Annotated in this window: 19 protein-coding genes and 1 pseudogene; 8 read left to right on the top strand and 12 right to left on the bottom strand. The window is 72.2% G+C overall.

Annotated features, from left to right (window positions below; translation table 11 throughout):
* Positions 1–45 precede the first annotated feature (45 nt).
* The 3 genes from ACFWZH_RS33785 to putP form a co-directional block, all read right to left on the bottom strand.
* Positions 46–1419: a cryptochrome/photolyase family protein gene (locus ACFWZH_RS33785; RefSeq protein WP_384440178.1), complete on the bottom strand. Its 1374-nt coding sequence runs from the start codon at positions 1417–1419 to the stop codon at positions 46–48.
* Positions 1420–1449: 30 nt separating this feature from the next.
* Complete coding sequence (locus ACFWZH_RS33780; RefSeq protein WP_384440175.1) at positions 1450–3018, bottom strand: SDR family oxidoreductase; 1569 nt, start codon at positions 3016–3018, stop codon at positions 1450–1452.
* A gap of 256 nt (positions 3019–3274) precedes the next feature.
* A complete protein-coding gene (gene putP / locus ACFWZH_RS33775; RefSeq protein ID WP_384440173.1) occupies positions 3275–4777 on the bottom strand; it encodes a sodium/proline symporter PutP in 1503 nt (500 codons plus the stop codon).
* A gap of 590 nt (positions 4778–5367) precedes the next feature.
* Here putP and ACFWZH_RS33770 point away from each other — a divergent pair.
* The gene (locus ACFWZH_RS33770) at positions 5368–6750 is read left to right on the top strand and encodes a family 2B encapsulin nanocompartment shell protein (RefSeq protein ID WP_384440170.1); all 1383 of its coding nucleotides are present in this window, start codon (positions 5368–5370) and stop codon (positions 6748–6750) included.
* Positions 6737–8209, top strand: a complete 1473-nt coding sequence (locus ACFWZH_RS33765) for a SufS family cysteine desulfurase (protein WP_384440167.1) — start codon at positions 6737–6739, stop codon at positions 8207–8209. Before ACFWZH_RS33770 ends, ACFWZH_RS33765 begins: the two co-directional genes overlap by 14 nt.
* 150 nt (positions 8210–8359) lie before the next feature.
* On the opposite strand, the gene ACFWZH_RS33760 is transcribed toward ACFWZH_RS33765, so the two are convergent.
* Positions 8360–8590: a hypothetical protein gene (locus tag ACFWZH_RS33760; RefSeq protein WP_384440164.1), complete on the bottom strand. Its 231-nt coding sequence runs from the start codon at positions 8588–8590 to the stop codon at positions 8360–8362.
* A gap of 646 nt (positions 8591–9236) precedes the next feature.
* Between ACFWZH_RS33760 and ACFWZH_RS33755 the strand changes: the two are divergent.
* Together ACFWZH_RS33755 and ACFWZH_RS33750 are read left to right on the top strand one after the other, a co-directional pair.
* Positions 9237–9746: pseudogene (locus tag ACFWZH_RS33755) on the top strand (DUF6817 domain-containing protein); the annotation flags it as partial.
* Positions 9747–9848: 102 nt separating this feature from the next.
* Positions 9849–10778: a ketopantoate reductase family protein gene (locus ACFWZH_RS33750; RefSeq protein ID WP_384440270.1), complete on the top strand. Its 930-nt coding sequence runs from the start codon at positions 9849–9851 to the stop codon at positions 10776–10778.
* On the opposite strand, the gene ACFWZH_RS33745 is transcribed toward ACFWZH_RS33750, so the two are convergent.
* A complete protein-coding gene (locus ACFWZH_RS33745; RefSeq protein ID WP_384440161.1) occupies positions 10705–11589 on the bottom strand; it encodes an NAD(P)H-binding protein in 885 nt (294 codons plus the stop codon). The genes ACFWZH_RS33750 and ACFWZH_RS33745 overlap by 74 nt on opposite strands.
* A gap of 137 nt (positions 11590–11726) precedes the next feature.
* Here ACFWZH_RS33745 and ACFWZH_RS33740 point away from each other — a divergent pair, with 137 nt between their 5' ends.
* Both ACFWZH_RS33740 and gntA read left to right on the top strand, forming a co-directional pair.
* Positions 11727–12713, top strand: a complete 987-nt coding sequence (locus ACFWZH_RS33740; RefSeq protein ID WP_384440158.1) for an AsnC family transcriptional regulator — start codon at positions 11727–11729, stop codon at positions 12711–12713.
* A 222-nt stretch (positions 12714–12935) separates the two neighbouring features.
* Positions 12936–13595 carry a guanitoxin biosynthesis heme-dependent pre-guanitoxin N-hydroxylase GntA gene (gene gntA, locus ACFWZH_RS33735; RefSeq protein WP_384440155.1) on the top strand — a complete coding sequence of 220 codons (660 nt, stop codon included), beginning with the start codon at positions 12936–12938 and terminating at the stop codon, positions 13593–13595.
* Between the two features lie 90 nt (positions 13596–13685).
* On the opposite strand, the gene ACFWZH_RS33730 is transcribed toward gntA, so the two are convergent.
* The 3 genes from ACFWZH_RS33730 to ACFWZH_RS33720 all read right to left on the bottom strand — a co-directional run bounded on the left by ACFWZH_RS33730 (position 13686) and on the right by ACFWZH_RS33720 (position 17630).
* Positions 13686–15425, bottom strand: coding sequence for a M28 family peptidase (locus tag ACFWZH_RS33730; protein ID WP_384440152.1), 1740 nt, complete (start codon positions 15423–15425; stop codon positions 13686–13688).
* 336 nt (positions 15426–15761) lie between these two features.
* On the bottom strand, positions 15762–16550 hold the full coding sequence (locus ACFWZH_RS33725) for a DeoR/GlpR family DNA-binding transcription regulator (RefSeq protein WP_384440149.1): 789 nt from the start codon (positions 16548–16550) through the stop codon (positions 15762–15764).
* Positions 16551–16589: 39 nt separating this feature from the next.
* The gene (locus ACFWZH_RS33720; protein ID WP_384440146.1) at positions 16590–17630 is read right to left on the bottom strand and encodes an NAD(P)-dependent alcohol dehydrogenase; all 1041 of its coding nucleotides are present in this window, start codon (positions 17628–17630) and stop codon (positions 16590–16592) included.
* Between the two features lie 280 nt (positions 17631–17910).
* On the opposite strand from ACFWZH_RS33720, the gene ACFWZH_RS33715 reads away from it, so the two are divergent.
* On the top strand, positions 17911–18624 hold the full coding sequence (locus tag ACFWZH_RS33715; RefSeq protein ID WP_384440143.1) for a hypothetical protein: 714 nt from the start codon (positions 17911–17913) through the stop codon (positions 18622–18624).
* Positions 18625–18737: 113 nt separating this feature from the next.
* Here the strand turns inward: ACFWZH_RS33715 and ACFWZH_RS33710 are convergent, their stop codons facing one another.
* From ACFWZH_RS33710 to ACFWZH_RS33695, 4 genes are all read right to left on the bottom strand, one after another.
* Positions 18738–19352 carry a CAP domain-containing protein gene (locus tag ACFWZH_RS33710; protein WP_384440140.1) on the bottom strand — a complete coding sequence of 205 codons (615 nt, stop codon included), beginning with the start codon at positions 19350–19352 and terminating at the stop codon, positions 18738–18740.
* 265 nt (positions 19353–19617) lie between these two features.
* Complete coding sequence (locus ACFWZH_RS33705) at positions 19618–21867, bottom strand: HelD family protein (RefSeq protein ID WP_384440267.1); 2250 nt, start codon at positions 21865–21867, stop codon at positions 19618–19620.
* Between the two features lie 242 nt (positions 21868–22109).
* Complete coding sequence (gene cynS, locus ACFWZH_RS33700; protein ID WP_384440137.1) at positions 22110–22580, bottom strand: cyanase; 471 nt, start codon at positions 22578–22580, stop codon at positions 22110–22112.
* Positions 22581–22671: 91 nt separating this feature from the next.
* Positions 22672–23274, bottom strand: coding sequence for a carbonic anhydrase (locus ACFWZH_RS33695; RefSeq protein ID WP_384440134.1), 603 nt, complete (start codon positions 23272–23274; stop codon positions 22672–22674).
* 136 nt (positions 23275–23410) lie between these two features.
* Between ACFWZH_RS33695 and cynR the strand changes: the two genes are divergently transcribed.
* Positions 23411–24319, top strand: coding sequence for a transcriptional regulator CynR (cynR, locus tag ACFWZH_RS33690; RefSeq protein ID WP_384440131.1), 909 nt, complete (start codon positions 23411–23413; stop codon positions 24317–24319).
* The last annotated feature ends 73 nt before the right edge of the window (positions 24320–24392 follow it).

Here is a 24392-nt window from a genome sequence, read left to right as displayed (position 1 = left end):
ACGGCCCAGCACGAGCCGCCGGCCGCCCGTGGCGTGCGAAGTCCGTCAGCCTCGGCCCCGGGCGTGTCGGAAGCGCGCGAGGCCGTCCGCGAGGTCGATGAGCGGCTCGGGGTAGTCCAGGCGGGCGCGTTCGGGCGCGGGCAGCCGCCAGGGTTCATGGACCGCCTTGCCGTGCACGTCCCGCAGTTCGGGCACCCAGCGGCGTACGTACGTCCCCTGGGCGTCGAAGCGTCTGCCCTGGACCACCGGGTTGAGCACACGGTGGGGGCGGGTGTCGGTGCCGGTTCCGGCGACCCACTGCCAGTTGAGCTGGTTGTTGACGATGTCGCCGTCCACCAGCAGGTCCAGGAAGTGCCGGGCGCCGATCCGCCAGTCCACGTAGAGGGTCTTGGTGAGGAAGCTGGCCACCAGGAGGCGGGCCCGGTTGTGCATCCAGCCCTCGTGTCGCAGCTGCCGCATCGCGGCGTCGACGACGGGATAGCCGGTGCGGCCCTCCTGCCACGCGGTGATCTCCTCGGCCGCGTCGTCCCGCGTGCGCCAGCGGTCGTCGCGCGTGCGGTAGTCGCTCACGGACGAGCCGGGCCGGGCCGCCAGTACTTGATGGTGGAAGTCGCGCCAGCACAGCTGGCGCACGAACGCCTCCGCCCCGGGGCCGCCGTGCGCGCGGGCCCGCTGGACGAGCTCGACGGGCGAGAGGGCCCCGAAGTGGAGGTAGGGCGAGAGGCGGGAGGTCCCGTCGCCGGCGAGGTCGTCGTGCCGCTCCTCGTAGGCGCCCAGGCCGGACCGCTTCCAGTTCGAGAACCGCTGTCGGCCGGCGCGTTCCCCGCCCGCGGGCAGGCCCGGTGAGGTGCCGGACACCGTGTCGCGGGACACCAGCGGCTCGGAGCGCACCTCGGCGGGTACGCGCACGGTCCGGGGCGCCGGGCAGGTGTCCCGCAGTCGTTCCGCGGACCAGCGGCGGAAGTAGGGGGTGAAGACGGCGTAGTGGTCGGATCCGGCCGGGGTCACCGCCCCGGGAGCGAGGGCCGTGATCACCGCGTCGTGCACGTGCAGGTCCACCCCGCGCTCCCGGAGCTCCTTGCGGACGAGCTCCTCCCGCCGGTGGGCGTAGCGGGTGACACCGGCCGCCATGTGCACCTCGCCGGCTCCGCATTCGGCGGCGATCCGGCCCACCTCCCGCGCCACCTGCCCCGAGCGCAGCACGAGCCGGCCGCCGCGCTCGCGGAGCCCGGCGTCGAGGTCGGCCAGGCAGTCGGCGAGGAAGGCGCGCCGGTTGGGGACGTCGAAGCCCACCGCTCGGATGCCGGGGTCGAGGACGAACAGCGGCACGACCTCGTCCGCGGCGCGCAGCGCGGCCCGCAGCGGGGGATGGTCGTGCAGCCGCAGGTCCGCGGTGAACAGGACGACCGCGACGGTCATGGCGCCTCTCCTGGTGTCATGTCGGGGCTGTTACGGGGCACTTCGCCCGTCGCGGGCGTCCGGGTGGTGGTCCGCCGGCGTGGGTGTGCTGTGCGCGCTCATGCCCTTCGCGGCGGCCTGCGAGATGTTGCGCGCCATCCCGCCGAAGACGACGGCGTGGAAGGGGGAGACGCTCCACCAGTAGGCGTGCCCGGACAGTCCGCGGGGGTGGAACACGGCGCGCTGCCGGTAGCGGGTGCGGCCCTCGGCGTCGTGCTCCGCGTACATCTCCAGCCAGGCCAGGCCCGGCAGCCGCATCTCGGCGCGCAGTCGCAGCAGACGGCCCGGTTCGATCTCCTCCACCCGCCAGAAGTCCAGCGAGTCGCCCACCCGCAGCCGCTCGGCGTCCCGCCGGCCGCGCCGCAGGCCGACGCCGCCGACGAAGCGGTCCAGCCACCCCCGCACCGCCCAGGCCAGGGGGAAGGAGTACCAGCCGTTGTCGCCGCCGATGCCTTCGATCACCCGCCACAGGGACTCGCGCGACGCGGCGACGGTCAGCCGGCGTTCGTCCTCGTACAGGCTGCCGCCGGCCCAGTCCGGGTCGGTGGGCAGCGGATCGCTCGGCGCGCCGGGCACCGAGGCCGACGACCAGCGGGTGGCGACCTGGGCGTCGCGCACCCGGCGCAGTGCGAGCGTCAGCGCCTCGTCGTACGGCAGTGGTTGCCCGGGGGCGTCGGGGACGTACCGGGCGATGTCGTGCTCGTGGCAGACGACCTCATGGCGCAGCGACTCGGTGAGCGGTCGCGCGAGGGAGGCCGGTACGGGTGTCACGAGCCCGACCCAGTGGCTGGACAGCCCCGGGGTGAGCACCGGCACGGGCACGATCAGCCGACGGCGCAGGCCGGCGACGGTCGAGTACCGGCGCATCATGTCCCGGTAGGTGAGGACATCGGGGCCGCCGACGTCGAAGGGGCGGTTGACGTGGTCCGGCATCGTCGCGGAGCCGACCAGGTATCGGAGCACGTCGCGGACCGCGATGGGCTGGATGCGGGTGCGCACCCAGCTCGGGGTGACCATCACCGGAAGGCGTTCGGTCAGGTAGCGCAGCATCTCGAAGGACGCCGAGCCCGACCCGATGATCACCGCGGCGCGCAGCACCGTGGCGGGGACCGGACCGTCCAGGAGGATGCGCCCCACCTCGGCCCGCGAGCGCAGGTGCCGGGACAACTCCCGTTCCGGGACGCCTTCGGGCGTCAGACCGCCCAGGTAGACGATCCGCCGTACCCCTGCGGCGTGCGCCTGCTCGGCGAAGATCCGCGCGGCGGTGCGGTCCTTCTCCTCGAAGTCGCGTCCGGTGCCCAGTGCGTGCACCAGGTAGTAGGCGACGTCGATGCCGCGCATGGCCCGGGCGACCGACGCCGGGTCGGTGACGTCGCCCTCGACCGCCTCGGCGTCCGGTGCCCAGGGGTGGTCGCGCAGCTTGCCGGGGGTCCGGGCGAGGCAGCGCACCCGGTGGCCGGCCCGCAGCAGCTCCGGCACCAGCCGTCCGCCGATGTAGCCGGTGGCACCGGTCACCAGGCAGTGCCGCCCGTTGGTGTCCTGCTTCGTGCCCGTGTCCACGGTCGGCTCCTTCGCGGCTCATGCGGCGCGCGTCGTCCGCGGCTCGTTCGGCGCGCGTCGTCGCGCGCCGCTGTCCGATCACGCCGCGTCAGGGAAACCGTACCCGCTGTGACGATGCGACTACCCGCTGTGACGAGCACGTAGGCCCCTGGCGTCCCGCGCCACCTCCAGCACAGCACCGCCGGGCGGTGCCCGCAGCTCCGTGCGCGGACCGGCGCCGGGCGGGGACGTCAGGGGGGCGGCCCGCTCCTCCGATTCAGCCGACCGGGACCGAGGACGCCGCGCGCTTCTCCATGGCGCCGGACCAGACCCGTCGCGGCGGACGGCCGACGAACTTCCCGAACAGCAGTGCCGCCGCCGTGGCCGCCAGCACCCCCGGCACCATCTCGTACACGCCCGACTGCAGCGGCCCGAGGAGGGGGTCGATGTGCTTCCACAGCACCACGGTGACCGCCCCGGTGAGCATGCCGGCCATCGCCCCCGCCCGTGTCATCCGCGGCCAGTACAGCGACAGCAGGATCACGGGCCCGAAGGCGGAGCCGAAGCCCGCCCAGGCGTAGGCGACGATGTCCAGCACGGCGCCCCCGCTGAGCGCGATGACGTACGCCACCACCGCGACGGCCACCACCGCCACACGGGACGCCAGCACCATCGACGCGTCCGAGGCCCGCCGTTTGACGAAGGCCCGGTAGAAGTCCTCGGTCAGGGCCATCGCCGAGACCAGCAGCTGACTGTCGGCAGTGGACTTGATCGCGGCCAGCACGGCCACCAGCAGAATGCCGGCGATCCACGGGTTGACCAACTGGGCGCACAGCGCGATGAACACGGTCTCGGGGTTTTCCAGCGGCTGGTCCAGCGCGGCGACACCCACCAGCCCCACCAGCGAAGCGCCGGCCAGCGAGACGACCACCCAGCCCACACCGATACGGCGGGCCAGGGGAATCTCCCGCGTACTGCGGATGCTCATGAAGCGGGCCAGGATGTGCGGTTGCCCGAAGTACCCCAGTCCCCAGGCGAGCAGCGACATCACCGCCACCGCGCCGAGCGGCTCGCCCGACGCCCAACGCGCGCCGTCGAAACCGGCCTTGGCCCCCATGTCCATCAAGGCCGGGCTCTTGCTGGTGAGCGCCTCGTGCACCGCGCCGAAGCCCCCGAGCAGCCCGATGCCGATCGTCGGGAGCGCCACGGCCGCGCAGAACATCAGTGTGGCCTGCACCGAGTGCGTCACGCTGACCGCGCGGAAGCCGCCCAGGACGGTGTAGACGACGATCACCACGGCGAAGACGGTGAGCGCGAACTCGAAGCCGCCGCCGAAGATGCCCTCGAAGAGGACGCCCCCGGCCAGCAGGCCACTGGCGACGTAGACGGTGAAGAACACGACGGTGACGGTCGCCGAGACCACCCGCAGCATCCTGCTGCCGTCCTCGAACCGCTCCTCGAAGTACGCCGACAACGTCTTGGCGTCGCCGGCCAGTTCCGTGTACGTGCGCAGGCGCGGCGCGACCAGGCGCCAGTTCAGATACGTGCCGACGGCCAGGCCGACGGCAATCCACGAGGCGCCGATGCCGGCCGCGTACACCGCACCCGGCAGCCCCAGGAACAGCCAGCCGGACATGTCACTGGCCCCCGCGGAGAGGGCCGCGAGCGGCGCACTCAACCGGCGGCCGCCCAAAGCGAAATCAGAGAACGTCAACGTGTCCTGATAGGTCGCGATACCCACGGCCACCATGGCCAACAGGAAGATCCCGAATGTGATCATGACCGGTACGATCAGGGATGTCACCACTGCTCCCTCGGCGCAAGCACTGCCTCATGGTCCAGGAGCCAAGGGGCGGATCCCACGAAGAATCCCCAGAGCAGGCTCCGGCGCCAGCCGACACTACGGACCCTCCACCCCCAACGACACCCCTTTCACACAAGTCCCCAACAAACGCGGTCCCCTACCCCCGCTCCCCTCGGTCTCCGTGTGCCCCGCCCCTACCCGCATACCTCACCAGACCCTGGCGGATCGTCATAGGCCAGCGCCATAAGTCACCCTTTAGGAAACGCAAAGTAGCGTTATGAGGGCGAATCTGGTCGTATATGGGGCGCCATGTGACGTCGAGTGACATGCCGCGACGTCGATGGAATGACTAATTCCGCTATGCCGACGCGTGGTACCGGCGGCACGACGCCGCGTGGTCGCTCAGGCATACGGACTTGCGCCGTCAGTTCGGCGAGCGTTTCAGGCCGCACCCCGGCAGACGGTCGGTTGCGGGCCCACCGAGCCCGACAACACGATCGGTTCGTTCCCGCATGCCGTCGGCCCCGCGCCGGTCGTTCGGCATGCCTGTGTGCGAGGAGGTCCCTGTGAACGACCAGATGAGTCTCAGCCCGAATGCGGCACGGCAGCTCGCGACCACCACCAAGACCACTCCGCAGATGCGCGGCATCACCCCGCGCTATCTGCTGCGCGCCCTGCCCTGGGTGGACGTCGAAGCAGGTGTCTTCCGCGTCAACCGCCGCCGTACGTACGTCCTCGGAGACGACCGCATCAGCACCCACTCCGACGGCGGCTCACCCCGGATCATCCCCGGAGACCTGCGGGAACTGCCCTACCTCAGGGAGGCCGACGACGCGCTGCTGACCGAACTGGCGGGCGCCTTCACGGAAGTTCCCTTCGAGGCCGGGCAGCTGCTCGCGCAGGACGGTGACGCGCACGACCGGCTGTGGGTGATCGCCCAGGGCCGCGCCGAGAAGCGGGTGAGCGGCCGCTACGGCGAGGACGCCCTGCTCGAAGTGATCGGCGACGGCCAGTTCTTCGACCTCGACGCCTGGACCCGTGGCGAGCCCCTGTCGTACCGCGTCAAGGCGCTCACCCCCGGCGTGGCGCTGTGCGTCGAGCGCAGCGTGCTCGCCGGGCTGTGCGAGCGCGACGCGACGGTGCGCGGGGCGATGGACGCCTACCTCGCGGCGGACGGCGTGCTGCCGGGCGCCGAGGTGCCGGTCGACCTCAAGGCCGGGCACGACGGCGAACCGGACCTCCCCGGGACGTTCGTCGACTACGAGGACACACCCCGCGAGTACCACATGACCCTCGCCCAGACGGTGCTGCGCGTGCACACCAGGGTCTCCGATCTCTACAACGGGCCGATCGACCAGACCCGCGCCCAGTCCAACCTCACCGTCCACGCGCTGCGCGAGCGGCAGGAGGCCTCGCTGCTCAACCACCCGGAGTTCGGCCTGTTCAACAACGTCGCCCCCGGGCAGCGGGTGCAGGCCCGCACCGGCTCTCCGACCCCCGACGACCTCGACGAGCTGCTGACCCGCGTCTGGAAGCAGCCCGGCTACTTCCTCGCCCACCCCAGGGCCATCGCCGCGTTCGGCCGGGAGTGTACGCGCCGGGGCGTGCCCCCGATCATCGACAACCGCTTCGGCAGCCCGCTGCTGACCTGGCGCGGGGTCCCCCTGCTGCCCTCCGACAAGGTGCGGTTCTCCGGCGGTGCGGGCGTCGGCACCACCGAGATCCTGCTGATGCGCGTGGGCGAGGCCGAGCAGGGCGTGGTGGGCCTGCGCCCGGCGAAGGTCGAGGACGAGGTGGAGCCCGGCCTGTCGATGCGCAACATGGGCGTCGACCAGAAGGGCATCACGTCGTACCTGATGACGGCGTACTTCAACACCGCGGTGCTGGTGGAGGACGCGCTCGCCGTGCTCCAGAACGTCGAGGTCTCCAACTACCATGACTACTCCTGACGTGACGCGGGGTCAGTGGCCCGGCACGGTCCCGCAGGCGACCACGGATCCGGCCGCGGCACTGCATGCGGTCACGACTCCCGCCACCGCGCCGGCCGCGACCACGGCCCCCATGACGGCTCCGGCGACGACTCCGGCTCCGGCTCCGGCCGCGCCCCCGGTCGCCGAAGGGGCACCGTCCGCCACCTCCCACCCCGGCACTCCCCCACCCTCAGCACCCGCCGGTCTCCCCGGTCAACCGGTCGCCTTCTCACCCGAGTTGGCGCGGCGGGACTTTCCCATCCTGCACCGGACCGTGAACGGGCACCCGCTGGTCTGGCTGGACAACGGGGCCACCACGCAGAAGCCGCGGCAGGTGATCGAGACGCTGGCGGGCTTCTACGGATCCGCCAACTCCAACATCCACCGTGGTGCCCACACCATGGCCCGGGAGGCCACCGAGGCGTACGAGGCGGGCCGGGCGGCGGTCGCGCAGTTCCTCGGCGCGCCGTCACCGGACGACGTCGTCTTCGTACGCGGCACCACCGAGGCGATCAACCTCGTCGCCCAGAGCTGGGGACGGGCCAACCTCGGCCCCGGGGACGACATCCTCGTACCGGTGCTGGAGCATCACTCCAACATCGTCCCCTGGCAGTTGGTCGCCAAGGAGACCCGGGCCCGGGTGGTGCCCGTACCGCTGCAACCGGACGGGCAGATCGACCTCACCGCGTACGCCGATCTGCTGTCGATGCGCACCCAACTCGTGGCGATCAGCCATGCGTCGAATGTGCTCGGCACCGTCCCGCCGGTCCGCGAGATGACCGCGCTCGCGCACCGCTACGGGGCCAAGGTGCTGGTGGACGGGGCGCAGGCGGTGGCGCACTTCCCCGTCGACGTGCAGGACCTGGACGCCGACTTCTATGTGTTCTCCGGCCACAAGTTGTTCGCGCCCACGGGGATCGGCGCCCTGTACGCCAAGCCCGAGATCCTGCGGAGCATGGCGCCCTGGCAGGGCGGCGGCAACATGATCGAGTCGGTCAGCTTCGCCCGTACCTCCTACGCACCGGTGCCGCACCTCCTGGAGGCCGGTACCGGGCACATCTCCGGCGTGGTCGGTCTGCTGTCCGCGCTCAACTGGCTGACGTCCTTCGACCGGGACGCCATCGCCGCCTACGAGACCTCGCTCATGGCGCACGCACAACAGGCCATGTCCACGGTTCCGGGGCTCGAGCTGCTGGGTTCCGCGCCCGAGCGGATCGCCGTACTCACCTTCACCCTCGCCGGTCACGATCCGTCACAGGTCGCTGACTGGCTGGACCGCGACGGCATCGCCATCCGGGCCGGTCATCACTGTGCCCAGCCCGCTCTGGCCCACTACGGCGTGGAGAGCGCGGCCCGTGCCTCCCTCGCGCTGTACAACACGCCCGAGGAGGTGGACAAGCTGGTGGCGTCCTTGCACCGACTGCAGCAAGCCGCCTGACGCCGGGTCCGTCCGACGCCGCCGACCGGAGAACGGTCGGCGGCGTCCGCGCCTCGCCGACCGTCCGGCGGCCGGCACGGTGGCAGGGGCCCGGCCCGTGCGGGCAGGTCCCCTGCGGTAGAAGGTTGTCGGCTCTCGCGGCCCGGATGATCAGCCGATGACGATGACGCTGATTCCGTAGTCGTCGTAGCCGAAGTGGTCGTGGCAGTCGCCCCAGCGCCAGTCGTCGTCACAGTCCCACCCGTGGGCGGAGGCATGGGTGGGTGCGGCTGCCGGTGCGGCGGCGGGAGCCGCGCTGGCGGCGCCGGCCCCGGCGAGCACGAGGAAGGGCACTGCGCACAGTGCCGCGGCTATGCGGTGGGTCCTGGTCTTCGCGCGCATGATCGTCGTCCCCTCTCGGGGTTGGTGCGTTGCCGATGCATCGGCATGTCGATGTGGAGTTCTCCTGGGCTCACCGCCGTGCGCCGGGAACGCGCGAGGCCCTGACGCACCGTACGGGGGCGACTTGGCAGGACTCCGAACCTGCTTCGCGGACATCGTTGCAACCTCAATCAGATGTCACTTCCGAGCGTAGGCACGACGCCCCGGCAGGTCAAAAGATGCGCTCTCCGCACAGGTCCGGGCACAATGCGGGGCCGCCGGCGGGCCAGGCGGGCGGCGTCCGGCAGGTCGACGGCGAAATCCAAGCGATTGCTTGGGCAGGGGCAAGAAAACCCTGGGATTGACTCGGATTTGAGGCTTCCTCGATGATCACCGCAGGGCCGAGGGCGGCAACCACGCCCCGCTCCCGCACCAGGCCGGACGGCCGGCGCGGGCCTGGGCAGGTGCCGACCCGTCAAGCACCGAGAGGAGCCCGAACCCCATGTTCTCCGTACCTCCTGACGCCCATCGTTCAGGCATCAATGACCCCAGAGCCGCTTCTGACAGCGGTTCAGGCATCGATTTCGAGATCAGTGCAAAGAGCGGTTCAGAATTCGCTTCCGACAGCGGTTCAGATATCGGTCCGGTCATCGCCCGCGTCACCGACATGGTGCGCGAGTTGGGCGCCGACACGCTCGGGCATCCCGGCGGGACGCTCCTGACCCACCTCCACCGAGTGCAGGAACAGCTCGCCGCGTGGGGCGCCCGGCCGGCCTTGCGGCTCGCCGGCCTGTGCCACGCCTTCTACGGAACCGACGGCTTCGCCACACCCCTGCTGCCGCTCGACCGCCGCGCGGAACTGGCCGCGGTCATCGGCGCCGAGGCCGAGGCGCTGGTGTACTTCTACGCCGGCTGCGACCGGGACGCCTCGTACCCCACCCTCGCGGACCCCGACGCCACCTTCCGGGACCGATTCACCGGTCGTACCCGCACGCCGGCCCTCGCGCTGCGGCGGGACTTCGCCGAGCTCACCGCCGCGAACGAACTCGACATCGCCCGCGTCGACCCGGCGTTCCGGGAGGCCTCGGGCGCCGGCCTGCTCAGCCTGTTCAGCCGCCTTCGCCCCCTCCTGAGCGCGTCCGCGTGGCGGGACTGCCGGGCGGTGCTCTCCGCGCCGTCGGCCGCCTGCGGAACCGGAGCCGGGGTGGGGGCCGAGACCGGAGTCGAGGCCGGTGCGGCACCGGCGCCCGCGACCCGGCCCACCGCACGCCCCTGGACCGTGGCGGTGCTCGGCCCGGGCGGAGTCGGCGGTCTCCTGGCAGGTGTGCTGTCCCGCGCCGGACACCGGGTGATCTGTGTGGCCGCGGAGGAGACGACGCAGGTGCTGCGGCGGGACGGCATCACGGTGCGCAGCGCGCAGTTCGGTGCCTTCACCGCGCCGGTCGAGGCGGTCACCGAGCTGCGGGAACCGGTCGATCTGTGTCTGATCGCCGTCAAGCACACCGCTCTCGCCGCGGCGCTGGAGCGGATCCCACCCGACGTCGTCGGTGACGGCTGGGTGGTTCCGCTGCTCAACGGCGTCGAGCACCCGGACGTCCTGCGCGGGCGCTACGGCGCGCGGTGCGTCGTGCCGGGCGTCATCCGCGTCGCCTCGACCCGGACCGCGCCGGGGACCATCGAGCACGGCAGCCCGTTCACCGAGATCGATCTGGCCGGAGCGCCCGAGCGCCTCGGGGCGCTGGCCGCGGTGCTGGAGGAGGCGGGGGTGCGCACGCGTGTGGCCGACGACGAGACGGCCGCGCTCTGGGGCAAGCTGGCGTTCCTGGCTCCGTTCGCGCTGCTCACCGCCCATTACGGTCTGACCATCGGTGCGGTGCGGACCGAGCGGCGCGAGGAGCTGTCGGCGCTGGTGGCGGAGGCCGCCGCGGTGAGCGGGGCCTGCGGTGCGCCGGCCGACCCCGCGAAGACCCTGGAGCTGTACGACGCGTTCCCGGGCGACAGCAAGTCGTCGATGCAACGTGACGCGGAGGCGGGCCGTCCACTGGAGCTCGATGCGATCGGCGGTGCGCTGCTGCGGGCGGCCGATCGGCACGGGGTGCCCGTGCCGATCGCCTCCCGGTTGGTGACTTCGCTGCTCACCGGCGACGACGGAACGCATCGGCGTGGTCGAGGGCCCACTGGTGCAGGGTCCGCGCCGGTGCGCCGGTGATCTCCTCGACCGTGCCGGTGGTGACGGGGCGGGGCGCGTCGAGCATCTCGGCGTACCCGTCCAGCAGGACCTCCACGAAGGAGTCGGGGATCGCCGCATCGGCCAGCAGCAGCTGCCGGGCGGCTTCCCGCGACAGCTCCTGCCACCTCAAGGGCCGGCCGAGCGCCTCGCCGATCACGCGGACCTGCTCGGCCTGGGTCAGGACGTCCGGGCCGGTCAGCGTGTACGTGGCAGCGTCGTGGCCGTCGTCGGTCAGGGCGCGTACCGCGACGGCGGCGATGTCCGCCTCGTGCAGGGGTGCCATGGCCGCGGCCCCGTAGGCGCCGCGTACCGCGTCACCGGTGCGGATCTGGTCGGCCCACCACAGGGCGTTGGCGGCGAAGGTGCTGGGCCGCAGGTGGGTCCAGCGCAGAGCGGAGTCTTCGATCAGCTGCTCCACCGCCCGGTGGGAGCGTCCCACCGGGTGGGGCTGCCGATCCCAGGGGAGCCCGCTCTGGACGGCGCCGGAGGACAGCAGGACCACGCGGCGCGCGTGTCGCTGGACGGCGTCCACGACGGCGGCGGCCGGCTCGGCGCTGTGGAAGGGCCACATGAGGAAGACCGCGTCCACGCCCTCCAGGGCCGACTCCAGCGCGCCGGAGTCGGCCAGGTCGCCCTGGCGTACGTCCGCCTGCTGCGGAAGCCGGGCCGCGTCGGGGGTGCGGGTCAGTGCCCGCACCTCGCCGACGTGGGCCGTCAGGAGCCGGGAGACCACCTGTCGGCCCACGTTTCCGGTCGCTCCCGTGACGAGGATCTTGCTGTTGGCGTTCATCGAAGCCTTCCGTGGGGTCGGGGTGGGCCGAGGCCTGCCGGGTCGGGCGGTGCGTGTCCACGATCACCGTGAAGGGCGCGGGAGAGCCATCCAGCGCCGCCAGGACGCAGGAACCCGTCACCAAGTAGCGTGGTGCGATGGATACCGTCACCGATGTCGTGGCCATGGATGAGGTCGACCGCGGTCTGGTCCATGCGCTCCAGATCGACGGACGCGCACCGTTCCGCGCCGTCGCCGAGGTCCTCGACGTCTCGGAGAACACGGTCGCCCGCCGCTACCGCCGACTGCGGGCTGCCGGCGTCCTCCGGGTCGTCGGCGTGGTCAACGGCGTGCTGCTGGGCTACACGTCGTGGACTCTCCGGCTGCAGTGCACCCCGGACGCTGCCGGTGCGATCGCCGGCGCTCTGGCCGCCCGGTCCGACACGTCCTACGTGTACCTGCTCTCCGGAGGGACGGAGATCTCCTGCAACGTCCAGACGCCGTCCGCCGCCGAGCGGGATGCCCTGCTGCTGCACAAGCTCCCCAGAACCAGCCGGGTCACCGCGGTCTCCGCGCACCTGCTGCTGCGCGCCACCGCTCTGCCGAACGCCTGGGCGGGAGCCGCCCGACTCACCGCGGAGCAGGTCGACCGTCTGCGGCCCGCCCCGACCTCCCCGGGCGACGGGCCGGTGGTCCTCGACGATCAGCACCGGACGATGCTGGAGATCCTCGCGCGTGACGGCAGGGCCGGCTACACCGAGCTCGCGGCCGCCATGGGCGCGGCGGACTCCACGGCGAGGCACCGCCTGGAGGCGCTGCGGCGAGCCGGCGTCCTCACCTACGCCGTCGACATCGCTCCGGCCGCCCTGGGGTTCCCCACCGAGGCACGGCTGTGGATGTCCGTGCGGCCCTCCGCGCTGAGCGACGTCGCGCGGGAGCTGGCCGGGCATCCCGAGGTGTCGTTCGCCGCCATGACCACCGGCCCCAGCAATCTCGTCGCCGCGGTCAACTGCCGCAGCGCCGATGATCTGTGCCGGTATCTGACCGAGCGGGTGGCCGCGCTGGACGCCGTCCGGTCCCTGGAGACCGCTCCGGTGATCCGCACCCTGAAGCGCACCGGGAGCGGCCTTCCCGCCGCACGCTGACGGCGGCTCCCCCGGGGCGTGCGGCCCGCCGGGGCGACATCGCGCCCGACGGGGCACGGCACCCCTCGGCCACGGTCCCGTCGCCGCTGGTGAGGGCGGCCGAGCAGGTGCCCAGCGGCCATGCCTTGACGAATCGGCGGGGTTCGATCTTCACTTCCAGAGTCCCCAGCACGACCAGGGCCCCACCCCCGGGCGATGCCCCCCTCACCGAAGGTCACGAACATGACGGTTGACGCCTCCGCCGCCACTGAAGTCGGGCAGTTCCTGCTCGGCGACGCCTTTCCCTGCCTGGCCGGCCGTTCGGCATGGCGGCAGGGCGGTATCGCCCATCATCACTACACCTGGCTCGGGGACGACGGGGCCGCCCGGCAGATGACGGAGGACCTGCACGCCTATGTGAAGTCGGTGGACTGGGAGGCCAAGCCCTTCACCAGTTTCGTCGCCACCTTCTCGGGGCCGTTGAACGTGCCGGACACCGAGTTCGAGGACCTGATGTGGCAGCAGCTGCAGGCCGTTCACGATCATGACAGCCTGACCCACCCCTGGGCCGACGGCTACGACCGCGACCCCTCGTCCGGCGCCTTCGCGTACAGCGTGGCCGGGCACCCGTTCTTCGTGATCGGGCTGCACGAGACGCACAGCCGTCTCGGCCGCCGCCCGCCGTTCCCGATGCTCGCCTTCAACTCCCACGCCCAGTTCAACCGGATAAAGGCCGCCGGCCTGTGGGACCGGCTCCAGGAGAAGATACGCAAGCAGGACATCGAGCTGCAGGGCGACATCAATCCGAACCTCGTGGAGTACGAGCAGCTCTCCGAGGCCCGGCGCTACTCGGGCCGCCGCAAGCCGGCCGACTGGAAGTGCCCCTTCACCGCCCGGGTCTGAGCCCGACGTGAGGCAGGCCGCGTCACGCTCGTGCGCCGGAGGGGCGACGGGCCGGTGGGCCGGTCCGTCGCCCCTCCGGGCAGTTGGAGGTCAGCCGGTCTGCAGGGCCGCGTCGTCGAGGACGAAGCTGGTCTGGAGGCTGGCGTCCTCGGTGGCGGTGAAGGTCAGGGTGATCTGCTGTCCGACGTAGCGGCTCAGGTCCAGGGTGCGCTGGGTGTAGCCGTTGGACGCGTCGGTGTTGGACAGGGTCGTCAGGGTGGTGCCGCCCACCTTGACCTTGAACGTGTCGTAGGCGGTGTTGCCGGTCTCGCCGGTGTCGATGTGCAGCCAGTAGGTCAGCGTCGCTCGGCTGCATCCGGCGGGCACGGTGACCGGCTGGCTGAGGGTGTCGGCGGCGGAGTAGCCGTAGCCGCCGAGCCAGGCGGACCTGCTGCCGCTGTGGGCGGGCTGGCCCGAGTGGGCGCCGATCGCGCCGGTGTCGCCCGTCCAGGGGGTGGTGCCGTTCTCGAATCCCCCGTTGCCGAGCAGTTGCTGGCTGGTGCAGCTGCCGGTCCCCTTGACCGTCAGGGCGAAGGTCGTGGAGTGCGTGACGGATCCGGTGCCGGTGACCGTGAGGGAGTAGGTGCCGGGGGCCGCGGTCGCCGATGTGGCGACGGTCATGGCGGAGCTGTCGCCGGACGTCACCGAGGCGGGGCTGAAGGAGACGGTCACGCCCGCCGGGGCGCCCGACGCCGACAGCTGCACCGTCTGGGCGGAGCCCCTGGTGGTCGCCGTCGAGATCGTGCTGGTGGCCGACGCTCCCGGTTCGACGCTGCCGGAGGACGGGGCGGCGGCCAGGGAGAAGTCGTTCGACGGGGCGGTGTCGGAGACGGCGAGCTTCCACAGGGTGGCGGCGATGCCGTCCGCGCTGCGGTTCAGTCCGGTGCCGTTGATGTTGCCGGTGGTGTCACAGGACTGGTGGTAGCAGGGGTCGTAGGAGCGGTTGGCGGTGCCGCCCCACTTGGCGGCCTGGGCGGAGGTCTTCCTCGCGCCGGCGCCCATCGCGTATCCGGAGGTCGGGATGCCGGCCTGCTCGAAGGAGTAGTCGTCGGAGCGGCCGGCGCCCTCGGTGTTCTCCTCCGGCTGGAGGCCGAGGGAGTCCCAGTACGCCTTCATCGGCGCGGCGGCGGCGGAGTTGATGTGGTTGATGAAGTAGCCGCCGTTGGTCGAGGCGACCATGTCGAAGTTGTAGTACGCCTTGATCCTCGAACGGTCGGTGGTGGAGAGGGAGTTGACGTAGAAGTCGGAGCCGTTAAGGCCCTGCTCCTCGTCCGTCCACCAGCCGAAGCGGACGCGGGCGGCCATGGCGGGGTTCTGCTCGGCGAGGGTGAGCGCCGTCTCCAGGAGCGCACTCGAACCGGAGCCGTTGTCGTTGATGCCCGGTCCGGCGCCGACGCTGTCGAGGTGCGAGCCGAACATGTACACCGTGCCGGCGTCGCCCTTGGGCCATTCGGCGATCAGGTTGGGGCCGGCCCCGCTGGCGCAGCCGGAGGTGCAGGGCTGCTCGGTGACGGTGTAGCCGGCCGCCTGGAGCTTGTTCTTGACGTAGGCGACGGAGTCCCGGTAGCCCTGTCCGCTGGATTTGCGGTTGCCGCCGTTGCGGGTCGCGATGTTGTTCAGCTCGGTGAGGTGCGCCTGGACCTTGACCACGTCGATGTCGGGGGCGGCCTGGGCCGTGGCGGGCCGCGGGCTCTGCGGGGTGGCGGCGGCCGTGGGGGCCGCGGCGAGGACGGCTGCTGCGAGGGTGGCGGCGAGGGATATGCCGGCCACCGAGAGTCTTCGTAACACCATGGCTCCTTGAGGGGGTAGCGCGTTCTGCCGACGGGGGATCTGGTGGGACGCCGGGTCGGGGCAGCGTGGTGTCGTCGTCCGGCCGGTTTCCGACGAGTGGGGCAGTGCACGGCAGGAGGACGGCGTGTCGAGGACGGCATGTCCATGACCCGGGCGGCCGTACTGTCACATCAGGACGGGCCCGACGTCAACGGATGTTCCTGCGCAGGGCGTTGATTGTCGGAAAATGGCAGGCGCCGCCCGATATCCGGGCACTCGCCGGCGGGGTACGGCAGCTCCGGCCGGGTACGCCCCGCACCGTCGGTGCGTGGCGATCCGAAGCGCCTGCCGTGGGCGTCAGGCGTCGACCACGTCGACGGGCACGCCCAGGCGGCGCAGTTCGGTCAGTTCGCCGGGCGGCGTGGCGTGATCGGTGACGACCCGGTCGTAGCGCGTGATGTCGCCGTAGGCGTGCGTGGCGGTCTTGCCGAACTTGGTGTGGTCCGCCAGGAGCAGTGAGCGCCGCGCGCAGTCCAGCATGGCTTCCTTGATCTCCGCGTATTCGCGTACCGGGTGGAAGAGCCGGCCGCCGAGGACGGACACGGCCGACATCACCGCGAGGTCGGCGCGGAGACGGCCGAGGGCGCGCAGCACGTCGGGGCCGACGCAGGAGCCGAACTCCCCGCGGTAGCGGCCGCCGAGGAGGGTGACGTCGGCGCCCGGCGTCTCGTCGAACAGCCGGGCCACACCGAGGGAGTTGGTGACCACGGCGACCGCTTCGGTGCGGGCGATCCGGGCCGCGAGCGGGAAGACCGTGGTCGAGTCGTCCAGGACGACGGTGCTGCCCGGGCGGATCTCGTCGGCGACGGCGGCGCAGAGCGCCTCCTTCACGGGACGGTTCACGGCGATACGGAAGCGGGTCGCGGTCTCCATGGTGAGGGACGGGAACGGCGCGGCCCGGCCGCGTTCCTTGCGCAGCAGCCGTCGTTCGACGAGCTGGTCCAGATCGCGGTGCATGGTCGCGAGGCTGACCCCGAAGTGCCGGGCCAGCGCGTCGATGCGCACCTCTCCGTGCTCGACGACGTGGGCCAGTACGTCCTGCCGTCGCCGGTCGACCTCGGCCAGCGACGACCGTGCGGAAGCCATCGGGGCCGCCCCTTTCCGGTCGGGCAGCGGCGGCGCGGCCTACCGCTGCGGATAGATGACGGCCTTGACGGCGGTCTCGTCGTGGGTGGCGACGGTCAGTGCGCTCTCAGCCTGGGCAAGACCGTAACCGTGCGAGACCAGGGAGTCGAGCCGGACCGCCCCCGACTCCACCAGCGCCGTCGCGGTGGGCCAGGTGTGGGCGTAGCGGAAGGTGCCGGTCAGTTCCAGTTCATAGTTCTGCACCCGGTTCAGGGGCAGCGGGACCTCGTCCCCGCCCATCCCGACGAGGACGACGCGTCCGGCCCGGGCCACGGTGCGGATCGCCTCGCCGCTCACCGCGGGGACGCCGGAGCACTCCAGCAGCACGGTGGGGGCGTACTCCGCTTCGCGCAGCGGTGTGCGGGAGACGTCGAGGGCGGTGGCGCCGACGGCTCGGGCGAGTTCGAGACGGTGCGGGAGGACGTCGGTGACGAGCACGTCCCGTGCGCCGAAGGCCCGTGCCGTCTGCGCGGCGACCAGTCCGATGGGCCCCGCACCGGTGATCAGGACGCGGTCGCCGGGGGCGACGCGGCCCTTGCGGCAGGCCCAGACCGCCACCGAGAGCGGCTCCAGCAGGGCGGCCTCCTCGATGGTCAGGGAGTCGGGGACCTCGTGGGCGAAGTCCTGCCGCACGGCGAGGTATTCGCAAAAGGCGCCGTCGACCGGCGGTGTGGCGAGAAAGCGCATGTCGGGACAGAGGTTGTAGCGGCCCGGACGGCATTCGCCGCAGCTGCCGCAAGGGGTGCCGGGCTCGACGGAGACCCGCCGCCCGATCCGGCGGGCGTCGGCTCCCGGGCCGCAGGCGACCACCGTGCCGGCCGCTTCGTGCCCCAGGACGAGCGGCTCGCGCACGACGAAGTCGCCGATGCGTCCGTGCCGGTAGTAGTGCACGTCGGAGCCGCAGGTGCCGACCGCCTCGACGCGGATCAGCACCTCGCCCGGACCGGGGGCGGGAACGGGGCGCTCTTCGATGCCGAGGCGCTCGGGTCCGTGCAGGACGGCGGCACGCATGGTGGCGGGAATCGCAGGGGTGACGGTCATGGCAGGTTCACGGCTCCCTGGGGCTGGGGCGGGGTGGGGCGGGACGGCACGGTTACTCGTTCTACTAGCAAGATACCCTCGACTTTGCACAAAATACGAGAAGAACTGTCGCCGGGTCGCCACGCTTCACCACGTCACCGCGCCGCCGTGCCGCGATGCGCCGTGCCCCCGCCCGGCGGTCGCCGTCAGCCAGGGCGTGCCCGGCGGAAGGCGCCGGGAGACTTCATCATGAGTACGGAGGGGCACGTGGAGTGACCTCCCGCTCACGAAAGGGGTCCCCATGCACCCTCGCCGCCTGGTCACGGCCGTCCTTCTGACGCTCGCCATCGCCGTTCCCGCGGCCGCTCCGGCTCCGGCACACCCCTCCTCCGCCGCCCCGCCCCCGGACGCGCCGGCCGCTCCCGCCCGGCCCGCCGGCCACACCGAGGTGCCCGTCCGGAGCGGCTCCGCCGTCGTGCGCATGCCCGCCGCCCTGCTCGCCGCGCTCGCAGCCGACGGCGTGGCGATCGCCGGGGTCGACCCCGGCGGCGAGGTCGGGCCGCACGATTCCGGCCACACCGACGGCGGTATGCGGCTGCGCGTCAAGGACGGCGCGGTCACCAACAGCGGCGGTACGGTCGGCGGCGAACTGCACTTCGTCGACTCCGGTATGGCGCTGGTCAACGGCCGAACCCACCAGACCGTCAAGGTCACCGGCTTCGAAGCCGACCTCTCCCAAGGCACTTTCAGGGCCCGCACCACCGACGGCGTGCACGGCGGCACCACGCTCACCCTGGGTACCTTCACCCGGCCCGGCATCCGCTCGTCCCTCGACACCCGGACCGCGGTCCTGCGCCTGGACGCCGCCCTCACGACCACGGCGGGCGCCGCCGCCCACCTCAACGCAGCCCTCGGCACCAGCCGCTTCACCCACGGCGAACCACTCCTCCAGGCCCGCGTCGTCGTCTCACTCGACCCGTCCGTGGACCTCGCCACGGCGCTCAACCTGGGCTGAGGGGGGACTCGCCCCTGAAGCGTCGCTGCCGGCTGCCCGGCCTCCCCTCCGTCAGTAGCGGCCGGGCTGAGGTCGTTGTGGTGCACAGGTCCCACAGGGCCCGGGTGTCGCCGTCAGCGGGGGCTGGCGAGGTCCTGTGTCCACCACGGTCCGCCGGTGCCGAAGCGGATGCCGACGCCGATGTCCGCCAGGTCGCACTGCAGGATGTTGCGGCGATGGCCGGGGCTGTCCATCCAGGCGGTCATGACGGCGGAGGGCGTCGCCCGGCCGACGGAGATGTTCTCGCCGTACGAGGACCATGCGTAGCCGGCCCGGGTGATCCGCTCCCCCGCGTCGGCGCCGTCGGGGTTGGTGTGGTCGAAGAAGTGACGGGTGGCCATGTCGTCCGAGTGGCGCTGCGCGGCTCGCTGCAGCACGGCGTTCCACCGTACGGGCGGGCACCCGTGCCCGGTGCGCTCCGCGTTCACCAGCCGTACGACCTGGCGCACGTACTCGGACGGGTCCTGATCCGCCGGATCGCGGTCGGCCGAGGCGGCAACGGGAGTGTGCCACGCGGGATGTTCCGGAGCGGCGGGGGCGGCGTCCACGGTCCGCGGCGGCGGGGCCTCGTCGGCCGTCGCCACATCGAGTCCCGCGGCGCCCAGGACCACGCCCACGGCGGTGGCGATCGCGGCCCTCGCGGTGCGGCGCTCGGGACGGCGCGGGCGCCTCCGGTGCTTACCGGGCATGCCGAACCTCCAATCTGCCCCTCTGTGCGAAGGGCTGGCACGGAGCGGCCGGGGGCGGCCTGCCCACGGGGGACTTGGGTGCGGTGGGCGGGTCATGCCTTGCCAGGGACGGTGTCGTCCATGCCCTGGGAAAGGAGTCCGCCGGGGCATTGGCGGGCGCGCGGGTGGCCCGCGCCCGCCATGCCCGGTCCCGTCGCGCCCCGTCGCGCTCCCGTCCCTGCCCCCTCCTCCTCGTCCGCACCTGCGCCCGCTCGCCAACCGGCCCTCAGAGCGGCGCGGTTGCCCTCTCCTCCGGCAGAAGGGTTTCCAGTCCCGCCGGCAGCGGCCGGGTGTGGAGCACACCCAGTCGTTGCGTCGCCCGGGTGAGCGCGACGTACAGGTCGCTCGTCCCGAACTCCTCCGGTGCCGCCACGATCACCGTGTCGAACTCCAGGCCCTTGGCCTGCCGGGGGTCGAGCAGCACCACCGGGCTGGTCAGGTCCGGCGCGGGGCCGGCGGAGGCGGCCGGGAGGGCGGTGCGCAGTGCCGCATGGTGCGGGCGCGGGGCGATCACCGCGAGGCGGCCCGACGCATCGCGGGTCTCGCGCAGGACGGCCTCGGCCACCGCGCCGGCCAGGTCGTCGGTGCGGTGCGCCCACGGCGGTCTGCCCGTCGAGCGGATCGAGCGCGGCGGTGCGAAGTCCGGGTCGACGGCCCGGGGAACCCGCGCGGCGAGCTCCATGATCTCGGTCGGCGTACGGTAGTTGACGCCGAGCCTGACGTGCTGCCGGCGCTCGCCGACGTACGGCGCGAGGATCGCCTCCCAGGTGCCGCAGCCGCCCGGCTCCGCGGTCTGCGCCGGGTCGCCGACCAGGGTCATCGAGCGGGTCGGGCACCGGCGCATCAGCAGCCGCCACGCCATCGCGGACAGTTCCTGCGCCTCGTCCACGATGATGTGGCCGAAGGCCCAGGTGCGGTCGGCGGCGGCGCGTTCGGCGGCGCTGCGGTGGTCGGTCTCCTCCTGCCGGTCGGCGAGGCGTTCCGCGTCGATCAGGTCGTGTGCGGCGAGCACCTCCGAGTCCTCGTCGTCGCGGTCCTCGAACTCCTGGGTGCGGGAGCCGTAGGAGAGTTCGAGCACGCCCTGTGCGTAGGCGATCCGCTCCTGCCGCTCGGCCTCGGCCGCGGCACGGGCCGCCGAGTCGTCCTCGCCGAGGAGTTCGGCGGCCTCGTCCAGCAGGGGCACGTCGGCGGGGGTCCAGTCGCCGTCGCCGACCGCGCGGCGGATCGCTCGGGCGTCCGCGTCGGGGAGGTGGACGGGGTCGGCGAGGAAGTCGCCGACCAGCTGCTGCGGCGTGAGGGCGGGCCACAACTCCTCGATGGCGCGGTGCACTTCGGGGTTGACGGCGACGGCCTTGCCGAGCTGGGCGACGTCGTCGGGACCCAGCAGGTTCGGGCCGCCGTAGGGGTCCGCGCCGATCCGGTCGACCAACTGGGCGGTGAGCGCGTCGATGACGCGGAAGGCGAAGTGGGGGCGGGCGAGGTTGTGCGGCAGCCCGGTCTCCCGTGCCCGGCGGCGTGCCTCGTAGGCGATGTCCGCGTCCAGCCGCAGTTCGCCGTCGTCGTGCTCGATCACGATCGCGGGGTCGGGCAGGCACTGCCGGTCGCGTACGAAGCGTGCCAGCGCGTCGGCCATCGTCGCGGCGCCCTTGACCTCGGCCGCGTGCGCGGTGTCGGTTCCGGTCGCGCGGACGCCGGGGAAGAGCTCTCCGAGGGTGGCGAGCAGGACCCCGGTCTCGCCGAGCGCGGGCAGCACCTCCTCGATGTAGCTGAGGAACGCCGGGTTGGGCCCGACGATCAGCACGGCCCGGCGGGCGAGCAGCTCTCGGTGCGCGTAGAGCAGATATGCCGCGCGGTGCAGCGCGACGACGGTCTTGCCGGTGCCGGGGCCGCCCTCCACGACGAGCACACCGTGGTGCGGGGCGCGGATGATGCGGTCCTGCTCGGCCTGGATGGTCTGCACGATGTCGTGCATCCGTCCGGTGCGCGCCGCGTCCAGCGCGGCCAGCAGCACGGCGTCCGCGTCGGCGCCCTCGTGCCCGGTGCGTTCGGCGTCGGTCAGGTCCAGGATCTCGTCGTGCAGGGCGGTGACCCGCCGGCCCTCGGTCGTGATGTGCCGTCTGCGGCGCAGCCCCATCGGGGTGTGGCCGGTGGCGAGGTAGAACGGGCGGGCGACCTCGGCCCGCCAGTCGATGACGAGCGGGGTGCGGTCGGCGTCGTCGCGCCGGATTCCGATCCGGCCGATGTGGTGGTCGCTGCCGTCGCGAAACACCAACCGGCCGAAGCACAGGCCGTTCTCCCCGGCTTCGAAGGCGGCCAGCAGTCCGGCCTGCTCGGCCACCATGACATCGCGTTCCAGCCGCGCCTGGGCGTTGTTCCCCTCCCGCGGCAGGGTTGCCCGCACCGCCGCCGCGGCGCCGTCCCGCATTTCGGCGAGTCGCTCATGGAGCAGATCGGTGAATTCCTGCTCGCGCCGCAATTCCTCGTTTGACAATTGAACTCCGCTCGGATATAGTTCGGAATGAACATTGGGAATGTGCCTTCAACTGAACTTCGGTTGAGTCAAGACACAGAAGCCCTCAATATACGCAGAGAAATACCCCGGCCGTCAATTCGGTCCGGGGTATTTCTCTATTGCGCGGCCGGTGCGGCAGCGGCCCGTCCGAGGGGGCGCTCGGCGCGCCTTGGGAGCGGCAGCTGGAACTGCTGGCCCAGCGGGACTCAGAAGGGCTTGGTCGGCAGGTACTTGCCGTCCAGCGTGATCACCGCGCGCTCGCCGCCTTCGGGATCGGCGACCTTCTTCACGTCCAGTTTGAAGTTGATCGCGCTGATGATGCCGTCACCGAACTGCTCGTGGACCAGCGCCTTGAGGGTGGTGCCGTAGACCTGGAGCATCTCGTGGAAGCGGTAGATGGTCGGGTCGGTGGGGGTGCCGCCGAGGAGGGAGCCGCGGGTCGGGATGGTCTGCAGCAGCAGCGCCGCATCGCCGTCCAGGCCCAGGAGTTCGGCCACCTCCCGGGCGGCGGGCTCCGGCAGGGCGTGCTGGCCCAGGACGGCGGCGGTGACGAAGGCGACGGACAGGCCGGCGGCGTCGGCGATGTGCTGCCAGGACAGGTCCTTGCGCAGCTTGGCCTCGACGGCTTCGGCGGCCAGGGCCTGGCGGGCGGCGGGGTCGAACTGAGCGTGCTTCATGAGAGTGGTGTCCTTTCGGGTTCGGGGTTGCGGAGGGTGTCGTTCGCTCGTGATGCGGCGGAACGGCGGGGGTGAGGGCCGGTGGATCGGCTCAGCCCACGGGGACGGGCGCGCGGCCCGCGGCGTCGACTTCTTCGACGGTGCCGGTGGGAATGTCGTAGACCCAGCCGCTGAGGGTGAGCGTGTGCCGCGCCAGGGCGCGGGCGACCGACGGGTGGGTGGCGAGGTTCGCCAGTTGGGCCCGCACGTTCTCGCGCACGAGGGCGCTCACCTCGCCTTCGGCGGCCGAGGCCGAGGCGCGGGCGCGGGCCGCGTCCGCGTGGCGCAGCCAGTCGGCGACCGCCGGCGTCGCGGCCAGGTCGTGGCGCTCGGCGAGGGCGGTCATCGCACCGCAGGCGGAGTGCCCGCACACCACGATGTCGCGTACACCCAGGACCGCGACCGCGTACTCGATGCCGGCCGCGACGCCGTCCGGGCCGGGCGTGTGGGCGGGGACGAGGTTGCCGGCGGTACGGATGACGAACAGCTCGCCCGGCTCGCTCTGGGTGATCAGCTCCGGAACCACGCGGGCGTCGGAGCAGCCGATGAACAGCGTCGTCGGTCGATGGGTGGTCGCCAGGTGCGCGAACAGTTCCGCCTTGGCCGGGTGGACGTCCCGCTGGAATCGCGCGACGCCCTCGGTGAGGTCCTGCACGGATGAATCCCTTCGGTGGCTGTCGGCCCGCTGCGGGCCGACGCCATTCACCCTGCACGAACTGGGCCTATAGCGTCCAAGACGCACTATCCATGACTTCCATTGTTGTCATCTATAGGTGTCCTACAGTGGGCGTATGGCCGCCCTGGAACTGCGTCATCTGCGCTATCTGCTCGCCGTCGCCGAGCACGGCAGCTTCACCCGCGCGGCCGAGGAGCTGCACATCTCCCAGCCCACCCTGTCCCAGCAGGTCAAGCAGCTGGAGCGCACGGTGGGCGTGCAGCTGCTGGACCGCACGGGGCGTACCGTGCGGCTCACCGACGCCGGCGAGATCTACGTCCACCACGCCCGGCGGGCCCTCCGGGACCTGGCGGCCGCCGAGCGCGCCGTACTGGACGTGGCCGACCTGTCCCGTGGCCACCTGCGACTGGCGGCCACGCCGACCTTCACCGCCTACCTCATCGGGCCCCTGGTCACCGAACTCCACACTCACCACCCCGGGATCACCCTGGACGTCAAGGAGATGACGCAGGACCACATCGCCTCCCGGCTCCTGGCCGACGAACTCGACCTCGGTATCGCCTTCCACGGCACCCATCCACCCGGCATCACCGCGACCCCGCTGTTCACCGAGACCCTCGGCCTGGTCGTCGGCAGCCACCCGCCCACCGACGACCTGGCGGAGCCGCTGTCGCCGGGCGACCTAGGCGAGTATCAACTGGCCCTGCTCAGCGGCGACTTCGCCACACGGGGCCATATCGACGCCTACTTCGCCGCCCATGGTGTGCGGCCGCGCATCGCCGTCGAGTCGAACTCCATCCAGGCGCTGACCGAGATCGTCCAGCGCACTTCCCTGGCCACGGTCCTGCCCGACGCCGTCACCCACGACCACCCGCGCCTCGCCCCGCTCCGCCTCTCCCCCGCCCTGCCGGCCCGCACCGTCAGCCTCCTGCGCCGCGAGAACGCCTACCAAAGCGCCGCCGTCCGCGCGTTCACGCGGCTCACCCGGGACGTCGTGCACTCCCGCGGCTACCCGCCCGCCTGAGCGGAGTCCCCGGCGGCACGCGGCGCCCGCGTCGCCGTCGGGAGAGCAATCGCCGGCGGGCCGGCCTGGTGGG

Origin of the sequence: Streptomyces sp. NPDC059008 (assembly GCF_042749045.1) — a bacterium.
Classification (GTDB): domain Bacteria; phylum Actinomycetota; class Actinomycetes; order Streptomycetales; family Streptomycetaceae; genus Streptomyces.
Note: the sequence above shows the minus strand (reverse complement) of the source record. Positions and strands in the feature narration are given on the sequence as shown.